Origin of the sequence: Okeania sp. SIO3I5 (assembly GCF_010672085.1) — a bacterium.
Taxonomy (GTDB): domain Bacteria; phylum Cyanobacteriota; class Cyanobacteriia; order Cyanobacteriales; family Microcoleaceae; genus Trichodesmium.
The window spans coordinates 15,523-30,963 of the sequence record NZ_JAAHHT010000036.1; the positions used below are offsets into that span (position 1 = coordinate 15,523).

At 35.4% G+C, this 15,441-nt stretch carries 15 protein-coding genes; 11 read left to right on the plus strand and 4 right to left on the minus strand.

The genetic code is table 11. The annotated features are described in order from the left end of the window. Positions 1–105: 105 nt before the first annotated feature. The 9 genes from F6K40_RS11120 to F6K40_RS11160 all read left to right on the plus strand — a co-directional run bounded on the left by F6K40_RS11120 (position 106) and on the right by F6K40_RS11160 (position 8,667). Positions 106–1,437 carry a WD40 domain-containing protein gene (locus tag F6K40_RS11120; RefSeq protein ID WP_293135496.1) on the plus strand — a complete coding sequence of 444 codons (1,332 nt, stop codon included), beginning with the start codon at positions 106–108 and terminating at the stop codon, positions 1,435–1,437. Positions 1,438–1,456: 19 nt separating this feature from the next. Then, on the plus strand, positions 1,457–2,425 hold the full coding sequence (locus tag F6K40_RS11125; RefSeq protein ID WP_293135499.1) for a hypothetical protein: 969 nt from the start codon (positions 1,457–1,459) through the stop codon (positions 2,423–2,425). A 335-nt stretch (positions 2,426–2,760) separates the two neighbouring features. Then, positions 2,761–2,967, plus strand: a complete 207-nt coding sequence (locus F6K40_RS11130) for an element excision factor XisH family protein (protein WP_293135502.1) — start codon at positions 2,761–2,763, stop codon at positions 2,965–2,967. Next, complete coding sequence (locus F6K40_RS11135) at positions 2,955–3,290, plus strand: XisI protein (protein ID WP_293135504.1); 336 nt, start codon at positions 2,955–2,957, stop codon at positions 3,288–3,290. The genes F6K40_RS11130 and F6K40_RS11135 overlap by 13 nt, the downstream gene beginning before the upstream one ends. An 85-nt stretch (positions 3,291–3,375) precedes the next feature. After that, positions 3,376–3,735, plus strand: coding sequence for a hypothetical protein (locus F6K40_RS11140; protein WP_293135507.1), 360 nt, complete (start codon positions 3,376–3,378; stop codon positions 3,733–3,735). Next, a complete protein-coding gene (locus F6K40_RS11145) occupies positions 3,726–4,151 on the plus strand; it encodes a PIN domain-containing protein (RefSeq protein WP_293135510.1) in 426 nt (141 codons plus the stop codon). Before F6K40_RS11140 ends, F6K40_RS11145 begins: the two co-directional genes overlap by 10 nt. 207 nt (positions 4,152–4,358) lie before the next feature. Continuing rightward, the gene (locus F6K40_RS11150; RefSeq protein ID WP_293135512.1) at positions 4,359–5,936 is read left to right on the plus strand and encodes an iron uptake porin; all 1,578 of its coding nucleotides are present in this window, start codon (positions 4,359–4,361) and stop codon (positions 5,934–5,936) included. A gap of 735 nt (positions 5,937–6,671) precedes the next feature. After that, positions 6,672–7,634 (plus strand): pentapeptide repeat-containing protein, encoded by a 963-nt coding sequence (locus F6K40_RS11155; RefSeq protein ID WP_293135515.1) that lies wholly within the window; start codon positions 6,672–6,674, stop codon positions 7,632–7,634. A gap of 577 nt (positions 7,635–8,211) precedes the next feature. Beyond that, a complete protein-coding gene (locus F6K40_RS11160) occupies positions 8,212–8,667 on the plus strand; it encodes a DUF29 domain-containing protein (RefSeq protein WP_293135517.1) in 456 nt (151 codons plus the stop codon). A 538-nt stretch (positions 8,668–9,205) separates the two neighbouring features. On the opposite strand, the gene F6K40_RS11165 is transcribed toward F6K40_RS11160, so the two are convergent. Further along, entirely contained in the window at positions 9,206–9,328 is a 123-nt protein-coding gene (locus F6K40_RS11165; protein ID WP_293135520.1) for a hypothetical protein, read from the minus strand. Positions 9,329–9,346: 18 nt separating this feature from the next. On the opposite strand from F6K40_RS11165, the gene F6K40_RS11170 reads away from it, so the two are divergent. Then, a complete protein-coding gene (locus F6K40_RS11170) occupies positions 9,347–9,961 on the plus strand; it encodes a DNA-3-methyladenine glycosylase (protein ID WP_293135522.1) in 615 nt (204 codons plus the stop codon). Positions 9,962–10,756: 795 nt separating this feature from the next. Continuing rightward, a complete protein-coding gene (locus F6K40_RS11175) occupies positions 10,757–11,548 on the plus strand; it encodes a nuclease-related domain-containing protein (protein WP_293135525.1) in 792 nt (263 codons plus the stop codon). 118 nt (positions 11,549–11,666) lie between these two features. Here the strand turns inward: F6K40_RS11175 and F6K40_RS11180 are convergent, their stop codons facing one another. From F6K40_RS11180 to F6K40_RS11190, 3 genes are all read right to left on the minus strand, one after another. Further along, a complete protein-coding gene (locus F6K40_RS11180; RefSeq protein WP_293135528.1) occupies positions 11,667–13,787 on the minus strand; it encodes an alkyl/aryl-sulfatase in 2,121 nt (706 codons plus the stop codon). Positions 13,788–14,101: 314 nt separating this feature from the next. Then, positions 14,102–14,698, minus strand: a complete 597-nt coding sequence (locus tag F6K40_RS11185; protein WP_293135531.1) for a hypothetical protein — start codon at positions 14,696–14,698, stop codon at positions 14,102–14,104. A 116-nt stretch (positions 14,699–14,814) separates the two neighbouring features. Beyond that, positions 14,815–14,949, minus strand: coding sequence for a hypothetical protein (locus F6K40_RS11190; protein ID WP_293135534.1), 135 nt, complete (start codon positions 14,947–14,949; stop codon positions 14,815–14,817). Between the last annotated feature and the right edge of the window lie 492 nt (positions 14,950–15,441).

Sequence of the window (15,441 nt, forward strand, 5' to 3'; positions counted from 1 at the left end):
TTTGATACAAATTATATCAATCGTATCCAAGTTCCAATCACGTTGATCAACGAAACTAACTTTTAGAATATATTATGCAACACCAAAACTTCTTTATTTTTGATTATGACGAACAATTTGAAAGAGATTAAAGCAATTCTAGAACGAATTGCTGAGGGTCAACATACTGATGCTGACTTGGAAAACTTCCGCTATTTAATGAGTGTCAACAGTATTGACGCTGTTATAAATTTGATTAATGATGTTGTAGGTGAAAATTTCGTTGGCAAGATTGAGGTAAATTATAATCATATCCAAGTTGGCGATGCCATTTATCAACAGTGGGATGATGAAGCCATTAAGGCTCAAGATCCTATCCAAATTGGCGGTCACATTTATCAACAGTGGGATGATGAAGCCATTAAGGCTCTAGTAAGAGCAATCAAACAATTCGACTGGCAATTTGTTGCTAGCTTAACAGAAGGCGATTTCACTCAGACTACGTTTCAATCTACTGGAATTGGTGCAATTGATAAGATTGCAAAGCAAATGACTGATTTTTCTCAACAGAATGTAATGAGCTATGGATTAAAGGTAGCTTTTAGTCCTAATCAAAACCACGAATATTTTATCAGTGGTGGAGACCAAGTTATTAAAGTTTGGGGTAAACAGAAAAAAACCTGGAGAATAGACAAAGAAATTCAAGCTCCACACTTTACAGATTTATGGTTTACCTCTGTAGCAATTAGTCCAGATGGTCAGAAATTTGCTGCTTGCAAAAACTATCAAATCAAAATTTGGCGTTTTGGAGAAACTAATCCAATTCACGAATTAGACAAAACTCTTTTGAATAATTTTTTCGACCTTGAAGGTTTTGATTCGGTTACTTTTAGCCCAGATGGAAAACTTCTAGCAGCTAGTGATAATCAGGATATTAAATTGTGGGATGTAGAAACAGGAAAAGAAATAGGCAAGTTATCAGGACACTCAGATAAAGTTACTTGTGTGGCTTTTAACCCGAAAAACAGACAAGTTCTGGCAAGCTGTAGTTATGATAAGACTATCAAGGTTTGGAATGTTGCAAATAGAGAGTGTCTGGGTACACTGACAAAGCACAAAGATGCTATTTTTACCGTGATTTTTAGTCCAGATGGAAAGTTGCTTGCAAGTGGTGGTAGAGACAACAGCATTAAATTGTGGAACCTTGGTGAGGGAGAAACAGATGAGCTAAGACAGCACTCAGAGGCTGTTACTTGTTTGGTGTTTAGCCCAGATGGTAAAACTTTAATAAGTGGGGGTAATGATGGAAAAATTTTAGATTGGAAACTTTCAGATCAAGAAGCACAAGCTTTTCCTCAAGAACATCGCCGGGGAGTTACATCTATTGCCATGAGTCCTGATGGAAAAACGCTAATTAGTAGTGGTAGAGATCAGACAATCAAAGTTTGGAGAAAGTAAAAAGTAGAGGTGAAAGCAAATGAGTAAAAATAGTTTGAGTGAGGATGAATTTAAAAGATTAGTAGAAAGACTTTCTCACAGGAGAAATGAGCTTGAAGGTAGAATTACGATTGACTCTGTTCGGCAGAGTTTATTAGAACTAGGATTATCAGATTTGCTGCGTGAAAATGACATTGAGGAGGTTTCTAAACAAGTGAGTAGAGAATTTCAAAGACGGCAATGGAAAAATTATTTTGGTTTTGCCTTAATACTAATAATTTTAGTAGCTCCCTTGGCAGCTTTTGGCGGTTATAAACTTAGAGAATATATTGTGGCTAACGTTCCTCAATTGGTAGGGTTAGATGAAACTCCCGATCCATCAAAGCTTTTGGAATTAGAGGCACAAGTTGAGAAACTAACAGCTAATCAAACTGCACTGGAAAATCAACTAGAAAATTCTCAAACTGAAAAGGATGAGTTAAAGGACAGGATACAAGAACTCGAAGTTGAAAACAAAGATTTGAAAAATCGTACCAATACCCCAATTTCGACGACTGTCACAACTCCTTCAATTGAAACAACTGAAACAATTTCGACTCCAATAGCATCTTTTGCAGTTCAAGGTCTTGTTTATGATCTTAAGAGTTGTCAAAAATCTAATGTTAATCCAAAAAGTCAAACAATTAGCTGTGTTCTATTAATCACAAGCAAACAAGAAAATGTTAGCTTCTCCTTGTATTCAAATCGTTCTGGCAGGAGAAGCAGGATATTTGAGGCAGGTAAAGAATATTTAGCAACACGGGTTAAATTAGGAACATATAGTGGAACGTCCCGTGTTAGAAATAATTTGATAACGGACGTACCGATAGAAGCTACTATTACTTTTGATAATGTGCCACTTGAAGTCAACAAGATACAAGTTTTTCAAATTAGTTCATGGTTGCAAAGTTCTTACTACAACAATGGTATTAATGTTGAGTTTCGTAATCTTTCTTTGTCAGAAAATTAGTAACTAATACTCTCTAATAAAATGGTATTAAAAACCGGGTTTGTATAGAGCTAATATCAGTATTATGATATCTAAATGCAAACCCGGTTTCTGATCTAGGAACAAGAATTAAAGCAGCAATCTAGTATTGCAGATTTAGAACAAGCTTTAGGTCAAATCAATTCAAAATTAAAAATTATGAATTCGCTCATTATAACCTCTGCCTAAAGTCAGAGGCTTGAAATCAGGAAAATATTTTTGATTTTTTCGCTCTAAAGAACGAGGCTTGAACCCTTAATTAAACAATTATTAAAATTCACTTATAATCAAAATTTTTGAACTTTGAATTTTGAATTTTGAATTCAAAAAATGGTCAATATTTGCTTTATCGGGCAGTATTGGAAGAAGTAAAACCAGATTTTTTGTTGTATTTAGCAGTGCGGAAAATAACTTATCAGGCTATTTTTTCAGAACCAATTGGAGAGTTAGTTGTTAACAAGTATAAAGTCAATATATTAGTTTGTAAAAGTAAAAAACAGGAGATATGGCAATGGATATCTTAGCTCAATATCGGACTATTATTCAACAGCAACTCAAGGAATATACACAAATTCCTTATGCTCACGGGGATTTAAAATGCCGTTTAATTATTAGTGAAGATAGGAATGATTTTTTATTAATTACTCAAGGATGGGAAGACGACTTACAAGTTCATAGTTGTTTAGTTCATATAGAAATTATTAGGGATAAAATCTGGATACATCGGGATGGTTTAGAAGATGGAATAGCATCCGATCTACTTAGAGGAGGTCTTCCTAAAAGTCAAATTGTCTTAGGTTTTCATCCCCCCGACGTGCGACCTTTTACAGAATTTGCAGTCAATTAATTATTGACCACATCAGTAAGTAATGTTATATTAGAATAATTAACAGTTTAGATACTCATTAATCTAAAATCCAGGCAAAAGGATTATGAAAAACATTGAATTCGACGACCTAGAAAAACAAATTTTATTAGCTCAAAAAGAACTGGTTTCTATAGAGCATGAAGGTAAAACAATTGGTTATTATTATCCCATAGGCGATCGCGAAGCAGCCAAAAAAGCCAAAGAAGAACTTGATAGAATTATAGAGAAAACATTACATCCCACGGGATTAACAGAAGAAAGAATAGCAGAGTTGCGTAGTAAGCTCGATTACGAAGCAGCCAAAAAAGCAGCAGAAAAACTTGACATACTTATGGAACAAATATTAGCTCAGACAGGATTAACAGAAGACGAATATGTATCAATGTTTATGAATGCAGTTGAGGATGAGGAAGAATGCGCCTAGTTGTTGATACAAATGTCTTAGTTGCTGAACTGCTACGAAAGCGTGGAAGAGCTTTAATTAATTCGCAAAGCTTAGAATTATTCTTAGCTGAAAAGATGAAAAATGAAGCTCAATACGAACTACAAAAGCGGGTTTCTATAAGAGTTAATAAAGGTAACTTAACTCCAGAACAGGGACAATTTCAATTAGAAGTAGCTCTAGGACTAATTAATAATAGAATTACCACTGTCCCTCTATCTTATTATCAATCATTTGAAGCAGAAGCAAGAAAGCGTATTCCTAGAGATCCTAATGATTGGGAAACAGTTGCCCTAGCATTAACTTTATCCGCAGCAATCTGGACGGAAGATTATGACTTTTTTGGTTGTGGATGTCCGACTTGGACTACTCAAACTTTATTGCTGCAAATTAACTAATAACTATCTATGCATAACCACCATATATAGTAGGGGTTAACGGCTTTTCACCCCTACAGATAGTGTATAATTTCATTTTTTGCTTAAGTATTGATATGGTCAAAGCATCTGATAAAATCTGACTGCACAATCAACTATTGTTAGGGGGGAAATAGCTTGCAATTATTCAAAAGTCATGGTAAGGAAAAAAAATTGATCCTGATCAGTTTGACACTAATCAATCTATTATCTTTCAGTAGTGGCAAAACTCTGGCCACAGAAGATAACCAGGAGTTGATGGGGCAAGTTCAAAACTATACTGAAGAATTTAGCGAGACTAAACCAAATGACTCCGTTACCCAACAAATTCCTGTTTATCAATTAGATGATGTTTCACCTACTGATTGGGCATATTCTGCATTGCTGAGTTTGCGCGATCGCTACGACTGTCTTTCTGGTTATCCTGATAATACTTTTCGAGGCAACCGTCCTATTACTAGATATGAATTTGCAGCAGCTTTAAATGCTTGTTGGCAAACTCTGGAAAGTTTTATGGCAGAAAGTCAAGCGGAATTAATTCAAGAAGATGACTTGATAGTTGTCGAAAGACTGATACAAGATTTTCAGGTGGAAATAGCTAACCTTAAAGCACGTATCGACGGATTAGGAAACCGAGTGGATGTTTTGGAAGCAGAGCAGTTTTCTACTACTACGAAATTAAATGGTCAGACAATTTTTGCGGTGAATGCTGGTGGGTTTGATGGCGATCGCCTGATTGATCCGAATGGGAGAGAGTTAGCGGACGAAAACCCTCAAGCTACATTGTTATATCGTGTAGTTTTTGATTTTGATACGAGTTTCCGAGGTACGGACTTATTAAAACTGCGGGTTGATACTGGTAGTAATGGAATTCTTGACAACGCTACGGCAATACTGGAACCTAATTTTGGGAGTATTTTAGATATTACTAGACGACCTCTTCGAGATGATGAGTTTGGGATTGGGAGGGTTTTCTACAGTTTTCAGGTAGTGGAAAATTTATCCCTAACTGTAGGACCTTTAATTGAAGCTTTGGATTATATAGACAATAATAGTTATGCTAACTTAAGTTTTCGCGACTTTTCCACAGCGAACCTGGTTTATAACTATGTGATATTTCCTATGGATGCCATCGGTGGTGGAGCAATATTACAATGGAACCCTGGAGGCAGTGCTTTCAACGTTCGTGCTTTGTACATTGCCCCAGATTCAGCTAACCCTACCCAAAATGGTCAAACTCCTTTACCCGTTTCTTTGTTTACATCATTACTCTATTCTGATGGCAGGGGTTCGCGGGGATTATTTGGTTTTCATCAAGGAATGGTGGAGTTTGAATATAATCCTTCGTCTCGATTTAGTCTGCGTTTGATTTATAGTGGAGGTAGAGTTTTTGCTCGCCGTTTTGATGCGGTAGGAGTAAATTTTGAGTGGGGTTTTGCTTCTAAGTTTGCTGTTTTTGGTCGCTATGGTTATAGTAGTTATAAAGATACAGATTTTGGGGATATTAATCCTAATTATTGGATGGCAGGTGTTTCTGGGTTGGATATTTTGCAAGAGGGCGATCGTGTGGGAGTGGCAGTCGGGCAACCTTTTATTGTGAATGAAATTGGCAATTCTACTCAGACAAATTTAGAGGTTTTTTATAGTTATGCTGTGAATGATAATATTTCAATTTCTCCTGTATTTCAAGCTGTTTTTGATTCTAGTAATCAAGAGAGTAATGATACGATTTTTACGGGTACATTACGGACGGTGTTTTATTTTTAGTAAGCAATTTTCATTAATTAACAAGTTTTTTGAATCGACTTCAGGAGGTAAGAATTTATAATATTTATCTTTTCTCAGAGTAAAACTGTTCTATGATTGACTAAAAATAGTTTGATAATTCTGATAATTTGTTTTTCCGCTTGAGAGATAATTTGATTTTTGCCCTATAATTCGGCAGCAAATTTACTAACACTTTTGTAATCATTTTACTGTAACTATCTATGCCTGAATTTGGTATTAATAGTTGAAGCTTCACATAAAGACAGAATTAATGCCTGGTACTTGGTATTATACCATTTTGAAAAAAGAATATTACGAATAATAAGGGTAACAAAAATATTTTATAGGAGATTTCCCTTTGACAAAAAAGGTGACTTAATACCTAAAAAATGATATTTAAACCATTCCTATAAGACTCCTGACTCCTGACTCCTAAAAAGTACCCTAAGTATTTGTAGCAAACATTTATCAAATTGGTATTACCCTTATCCTAATTTGAGAGGGGCGGAATATTCCCTCCCTTTCATATATAATCCGAATAATTAATTATCCTATGACAAAGAAAGTCAAAAGTTAAAAGTCATGCATCGACTGTTAATTGGTGAAGCTTATTTTTTTGCCCTAAAAATCGGCATAATTTTTACAAAAATGTTTTTTCTTAGCTAAGATGTTTATAGCTGACTGCTGATTGCTATATATGATATTATTTGCCTAGTTACTTGTGGAGAAAAAAATATGGATGGCAATGAATTAATCCAACGTTATCAAGCTGGAGAAAGAGATTTTTCTGGAGTTGAATTTGAAGATTTTGAATTAAGTAATATTTCTCTAGAAGAAATCAACCTGAGCAACTGCAACCTGAGCAGAGCAAAATTACAAAATGTCAATTTAGATAATGCTAATTTAAGTAATGTTCAGTTAGTTAGTACGGATATAGAAAATACTACTTTTAGAAATGCTAATCTTAGTCACGTCAATTTAGAAGGAATAAACTGGCAAAATATAGATTTAAGTAATGCAGATTTAACAGATACAAGTTATGATCATAGCACTATAGAAAATTCTAATTTTACTAATGCTAACTTAACTAAAATGGGTGGATTTCAATCAACTTTTGATAACTGTAATTTGACTGGTGCAAATATTAGTGATGCTCAATTAAGTGAAGTTACTTTTGACAATTGTAATTTGAGCAATGTTAATCTCAGTCACACTACTTTTTATGATGTTTATATTCAGGGTTCAAATTTTAGTAATGCTGACTTCAGTAAGGCTTATATTAAAGCTATTTCTGGTTGGAGCGAAGCAAATTATACTGATGTAAATTTTCAAGATGCTCTTTATTTAGATTCAGAAGATTTGCCACCAGATATTGACCCTGATGAAGCAGGATTAATGTTTATTGGTCCTGAAACTGATTTGAGTGGTAAAGATTTAAGCAATATAGATTTATCTGAATTGGAATTATATTCGGCTAATTTTAGCAATGCTAATTTAAGTGGTGCAAATTTGAGTGATACAGACTTGAACGATACAAATTTTACTAACGCAAATTTAGAAAATGCTGACTTAAGTAATGCAGATTTAACTAATGCTAATTTTACGAATGCTAATTTAGAAAATACTGACTTAGAGGCAGTATTTTTTGATAATACAATTATGCCAGACGGCATTATTAGAAGTGATGAAGAAGAATAAATACTCCAGAATCATATATTCATATCAAATCTTAGTATCGGTACAAAAAAAGCAGAGAAACTGGGTTTGTATTAAATGCCTTACAATACTAACATCGACCTCCGAAAAACCCGGTTTCTGATAACACTTCCATTGCCAGGGGATTTGATATCATAATAGCAATATGATTCCATTTGGGCTTGGGGAAAGGAAACCAAACCCCTACGATAATTACAACATGGAGCGCGGATTGCTCTAGTTAATTATTTGCTCAAAATACCTTTTAAATCTTACTTGTAACTTTTGAATTTTGACTTCCGTGAAACGGTATTACCTGATGAGATAATTAGGGCTTGCTGAAAAAGTCTTATGGGTGAGGGTAGGAGTCAGGAGACAGGAGACAGGAGACAGGAGGAGTAAGGAATTTAGAGGAGGCAGAAGAAAGAATTTAATTCGTGATTTTTAGGCTCTTGTCAACCCTTTCATCCTAACTTTTTGCAGCTCTTGCGTAGCAAAAACCTTGTACTTTTTCAAGACTTAAAACGGCTAAAACCATTAGAAAGTCAATGCTTTAAAATTTAATCAGCAAACCCTAATTATGAATAAATTACCAGACACAATATCAGACAATCTTTATGAACAAGATTTTTTATTGTGGGTAGAAACAACTGCAAACTTATTAAAATCAAGAAAACTTACAGAAATAGATATTCCTAATTTAATTGAAGAAATAGAAAGTATTGGTAGGAGTGAAAAACGAGAGCTAAAAAATCGTTTAATTATTCTGTTGATGTATCTGCTCAAGTGGAAATATCAGCCAAGAAAAAGAACTGAAAGCTGGAAAAATACCATTATTGAACAGCGAATTTCTCTAGAATTACTACTAGAAGATAGCCCTAGTCTCAAACCACTTTTGCCAGAAATATTTGATAAATCCTATCAAAAAAGTAGGCTAAAAGCAGCTAATGAAACAGGAATTAAAATTGATGTTTTTCCAAAACAATCTCCCTTTACTTTTGCAGAAAGTCTCGATTTTGAATATTTGCCTGATTGATAAATATAAGAAACAGGGAATAGGGAATAGGGAATAGAAAAGTCTCCTAATCTTAATGCGTAGCGCTATATGATTTAATTGGCGTTGCTGAATGACTGTATAATTTTTAGTAGTCACGCATAGCTTTTTTCCTTGCTATAAATCTGACTCTGATACGAATTTCATACCTTATTTCAGCAATGCCATTTAATTGAAAAAAATTCTTGGATAGAACACTTGTCTATTCAAGAATTAAATTATCAAAAATTGGAAAACTAAAGTATTTGAATGATAATGCGCCACATGGTTGTCGCGATCGCCTACTTATACAATATCCGCATAAATAATAAGTGATAAAAAAAAGTTTTTGTTGGTAGTATTGCTCTAACAACATGAAACATTTATCTTATTGCTCAAACAACACTACGCAACTCTAATTAGAGCTATTTAATCGGATATGATCAGGACTTATGCAGAGACTGTACTTATGGCGAGGGCGAATGGTATTCGCCCCTACAAATGGTGCTTTAAAAATTAATTTGCTTAAGTCCTGATGATATTAGTGGGCACAGCCATTTCCATGATAATCATCAGTATCATAGAATCCATTCTTTGTACCAAAAAACAGACAACCAATAGTAAACAAAACAGTTAATCCCACTAGAATTAATTTGATATCCATAATTGCAAACTCCTTTATATGAATTTAGCTCAAACAAATGAAATTATAGACAATACTTGGCTAAAACGCCCATCCCCAGAAGTTGCCCCAGAATTACTAGGTTGTACTTTAGTGCGACGAATATCCGACGAGCAAATTATCCGCACCACAATAGTAGAAACCGAAGCTTATGCCCCAGGAGATCCTGCTTGTCACGCTTATCGTAGTCGTACGCCACGAAATGCGGTGATGTTTGGCCCTCCAGGCAGGAGCTATGTTTACCTCATTTACGGGATGTACCACTGTCTAAATATTGTGACAGATGTAGATGGGGTGCCCAGTGTTGTCTTAATTAGAGCTTTACAATTAGAGTCTGTGCCAGATTGGTTATGGGAGTATATTCCAAAACAAAAATCAAAATCTAAAATTTCTCGTCTAGCTGCTGGCCCTGGTAAACTTTGTCGTCTACTTAATATAGACCTGAGTTTGAATGGTTCGCCTCTGCAAATGGGGCAACCTATGTGGTTGGAGAAGCGATCGCCCCAATTTCAGGAAGATTTGCAAATAGTACAAACAACTCGTATTGGCATTACAAAAGGAACTGATTTACCTTGGCGGTGGTATTTAGGTGACTGTGATGCTGTGTCGAAGTAGATGGAGTCAGGAGTCAGGAGTCAGAAGTCAGAATATAGCAATCCTATTTCAGTTGTAAGATTTTGGAGGTAGGGGCGAAGAGCGTAATTAGGAGCATGACAAACGGAAATCGCCCGTACAGGAGTCAGGAGTCATATTTTTCAAGGTTTTCAGCTAAAATTAACTATCATAAAAATTCTCATAAATCATTCCTGATTGCTATATTTAGTTGCTGTGGTTATTTTGGCTTTAATTTTAAATAGGAAAATTCAGGAGTCAAGAATAAGAATATAGCCATAAGAAATCATTTGTGAGAAAAAAATGTAGGGGTTTGGTCTCCTTTCCCCAAGCGCCAAGGGATTTGGAAACCAAACCCCTACGATAAAATCTTACAACCTATTTAGGATTGCTATAGTATCTTTCTAACCCAGACAAGATAGAAGGTAAAATGGTAAGATAAATTTGGAAAAACTACCTTTTTATAAGGGAATTTGTGAGGAAATTAAAATTAGTAAATTCTCTGACTTAGCCCTGGTTTTTAATGCTCTTAAAACTAATTCATTTTTCGTCAAATTCCTATTGTCGATCAAAAATAAAATTAGTAGGATTATATGATAATTTTTTTTACAGCGGTTTTCATATGAATAAACCACAATGATACTGACTCTTCACTCCTAACTCTTGACTCCTGACTCCTAACTCCTAGCTCCTGACTCCTGACTCCTGACTCCTGAGTCCTAACAATGAATTTAGTGGTCTACTCAACTGAAAAGCGCTGTAAATCATAGCTACCCATAAAATCATTAAATAGAAAGTATGAGAATTCTGAAACAATCTCCATTACTACAACAAGCTTTTCAAGCAAAAATTCAGGATAAAATCTCGGACAGAAGGCAAGAAGTAAAAGAATCTCTAGGAGGAGGTTTTTTTGGAGAAATTGGCGCTAGTTTTGTTCAGTTTCAACAAATTAAAAACCAAATTAAAGGTAACTTGGGAGAAAATTTTCTATCCTTTCTACTAATGTCACTGCCTGATAGTTGGGTAATGTTTAAAAATGCCTTGATTCCAATTGCATCAAGAAAACTTACAGAAATTGACCTTTTAATTATTGGTAATAGGGGTGTTTTTTTAGTAGAAGTCAAAACTTGGAAAGGTTCATTTGCTGCTAATCAAGATAAATGGAAAAAACGGGAAGGAGTCAAATGGGTACCTTTAGAAAATAGTCCTACTTCTCAAAGTCTCTATCACAAAAAAATGTTTCAGCAGTGGGTTATTCCTCAAATTTATGGTTTCCATGAAGATTTTATATTTGCTCCTGTTATCTTTCCTGTCGCGAAATGGATTGGTACAACTAATTGTTCTGTTCCTGTATTGCAAGGTTTTCAAGAATTGACACAAATGTTGCAACAATCTCCAGAATGTTTAACAAATGAACAGGTTTTAATAATTAGTAAATTAGTTGAGAATTGCGAAATTTTAGATTCTTCTGAAGATTCTCCAAAATTTTCTCCAAAACCAAAACCTATTTTAGATTCTTCTGAAGATTCTCCAAAATCTTCTTCAAAACCAAAACCTATTTTACGAAAGCGTCTTTTGCCTTCGGAGTAACATAATTCCGTTGATCATTATACAATGCCTAGGGGCAAATAGCCATTCGCCCCTACTCCTATCTTTGAATTTTGAATAACACCGATGCTACCAGATTTGATATGACAACTGATAAAGCTTAGGGAAGAACGATGTTAAACCAGAATTCAGACGGCTCTAAATCTAAATCTAACAGACTCCAGAAGTCTTGGAAATCTTGGAGTTCACCGCCATGGCTCAACACTACCTCTGAAATCTCCTTATCTCCCAGAATAACATCATCAAGATCAGTGCGATTAATAAAGATAGTTGTATTAGGATTCCCGATCAATTTGCCGTTCGTGTAAGTCAACACACCATTTTCTACGGAAAGCAGATAATTTTCACTGGTATCAGGGAAAATCACATTGAACTTGTATCCCTCCTCATTCTTTGCTGCTTCCCAGCCATCTAGCTTGATCGCTAGATAGTCAAAGATCAAGTCTGATGTCATTGAATGAATAACTTCAGCACTGATTACATCCGGAACAGGTAATCTTGTATTAACACCATCGCGTAACTCTTGTGCGCCAGTAAGGAAGAAATTCCGCCAGGGACCAGATTCGGCTTGATAGCCCATTTGTTCTAGAGCATCAGCTTCCAGTTGTTTTGCATCAAGACAGTCTAGATCAATATCGTTATCTTTACAGAAACCAAAGACCAGATCGCTCATAACCTGAGCAACCCAACGATATTTACCATTTTCATAATCGGTCTCTGCTTTTTCAATAGCAACAGCAGGTCCACCCATATATTCAATATATTTAGCGCCTGCTTGTTCTGGAGGGAGAGAATGGAGGTGAGCCGGATTGCCATCAAACCAACCAAGATAGCGTTGATAAACTGCTTTGACATTGTGGTTGATAGAACCATAGTAGCCTCGATTGTACCATTCGTTTGCTAGAGAATCAGGCAATTTGAAATCCTCAGCAATTTCTAGCATAGTATAACCTTTATTTGCCTGATGCAGAGTTTGATCATGGATGTACTTGTACAAATCTCGTTGCTTCTTCAAATACTCCACTACTTCATTCTCAGGGGTGCCAGGCTCATCCCAAGTCGGCCAGTGGTGAGAGGCAAACACGACTTCGACATCATCTCCAAAGAGTTCAATAGTCTCGCTTAAGTAATTTGCCCAGGCCAGTGAATCTCGTACTTTAGCCCCACGCAAGGTATAGAGGTTGTGTAGAGTATGGGTTGCATCCTCAGACGCACAGAGGGCATGAAACTCTGGGAAATAGAACATGATTTCAGCAGGGGCTTCAGAACCTGGCACATTCTGAAACTGAATACGAATCCCATCCACTGGTGGGAGGTCTTCCATAGTTCCATCAATAATATCAGTAGGAGCAATCAGCGTGAATTGACCTGAAGAGGTTGTTTTCCCTAGGCCACTATCCACCTGTCCATCTATGCCTTTTGGGAGCAAGGTGCCATACATATAAGAACCGCGACGGCTCATTGCGTCACCAACAAAAACGTTTTCACTAACTGCTTCTTCTAAAAAACCTTCAGGGGCGTAGATAGGGACTCCATCAGGGTTGTCCTCAGACTTAACATCTTCTGGAGCAATAACACCTTGAACTCCAGCAAAATGATCGACATGACTGTGGGTATAGATAACAGCAGAAACAGGTAAAGGCTTGGTGCGTCTAGGATGCCTGGGCAATTGCATATTTGCGATATTAGCATTTGCTAAATCTAGTGCTGCCTTTGCTGTTTCTTTAGATGTTAGGGGATCAATGAGAATCCAGCCTGTATGTCCTTCAACCAAGGTCATTACTGATAAATCATAGCCTCGAACTTGATAGATACCAGGTACAACTTCGTACAGTCCATGCTGCATATTGAGTTGAGATATTCGCCACAGACTGGGGTTGACAGTGTATGGAGCTTCAGGCAAATCATCAGGTGAAGAAGGAACAGTTTGACCATCTAGGAGAAAGTTATACGGCTCCAAATCCCAAGCTGGACGGTCGTTTTCTTCTCCTTCAATTACTTCAATTATAGGTGGCTCTAGCCTAGCGATAAACCCTCTTGTGGCTAGGTCAAAATCTTCAATATTTTCAAAGGGTAAATCAAGCAAAACTTGGTCGTGAATATCCTTAGTTGCTTGCGAGGCAGGATTAGCAGCGAGGGCAGTCGGACTCATTTGCATCCAAGCAATAAGAAAAGCTGCAAAAACTGCTAGCCAATTGGTTGGTGATTTTCTGCACTTCATTGGGTGAAAAAACCTTTAGTAGTTGACGGAATAATTACTCAAACTAGCATGAGGCCAAAAGGTTCTAAACAATGATTATAAGAACCATTATTGGCGGACTATATTAATAAATATTCATAGCAATGAATCTTAGTTTAAGATTCCTAATATGTCAAGAGAGTGAAAAAAAATTGGGGATATGAAAAATGATTATGATAATCATTATCACTTTGTTATATCAACTATTATATCAATGACATTCACATTGGTTATTAAATCTAAAATGTCTACTAATTTTTCTATCAGTTTTTCCTATCTAATTCCTGATTACTATCTTAATTAACTGCCTGCATTAAAATTCCTAAAATCTTCTGAATATCCCGAATATAATACTCTTTTAAATCAATAGAAATAACATCTCTATCAAGTTTAATAAACTGCCAAATAGTACCAATAGTCACAGCACCATAAATAGTTGAAATTTCGTTTCCTTCTTGCTGATTAAATAATTGTGCTGCCACCATTTCTGCTGCACATTGACCTAACCCAGATTTCAAATTTTCATTTTTACTTTCTACAATTATGAATACAGGAGCGTGGATAAAAAGCTGTTCCTTTGAACGACTAATCAAAAAATCACAAAACCCATTTAATTTTTGACTGAAATCTACATTAAAATCTACCCCAGAAAACAGACTAATGTTGTAATTAAATTTTCGTCTAATTTCCAGTAATATTGGTGCGATAATCATTTCAGAACGAGCTTTTTCTGTATTAATCGCAACAGCTAAATCTACATTTTCTTTGAGAAGAATAGTTAAAATTTCACTACATTCGACTTCAGGAACATCCGCAAACATTTCAGAAGTTTCGTTAATTTTTAAGCTAAAATTTTTGATTAAATCCCCTAACTTAAAATCACTGTAAGCCATTATTTTTATTCACTAAATCAAATATTAAGGACATTACAGCTAATATAGCGATTCTTATATTAATCAGGTAGATTATTTCTTTTTCTTCTCTCTTCTTTATTCCCTAAAATTAAAAATTAGATATTAGATAAAGTTGGGAAGCGATCGCTTGGTTGATTGAATTTTGGTATAACTCCAACGTTATAGTTATTAGATTTTAGATAAAGTCGGGAAGCGATCGCTTGGTTGATTGAATTTTGGTTTAACTCCAACGTTATAGTTATTAGATTTTAGATAAAGTCGGGAGGCGAGCGCTTGGTTGATTAAATTTTGGTATAACTCCAACGTTATAGTTATTAGATTTTAGATAAAGTCAGGAAGCGATCATTTGGTTAATTAAATTTTGGTATAACTCCAACGTTATAGTTATTAGATTTTAGATAAAGTCAGGAAGCGATCATTTGGTTAATTAAATTTTGGTATAACTCCAACGTTATAGTTATTAGATTTTAGATAAAGTCGGGAAGCGATCGTTTGGTTAATTAAATTTTGGTATAACTCCAACGTTATAGTTATTAGATTTTAGATAAAGTCGGGAAGCGATCGTTTGGTTAATTACAGCGGTTTTCATTTCAGTAGACCACAGTAGGGACGTTCCATGGAACGTCCCTACTAGGTTTTGCTTGTGAATATGTGGTTCATCAATCTGAAAAGGGCTGTAAATTTTGGTTTAACTCCAACGTTATAGTTATTAGATTTTAGAT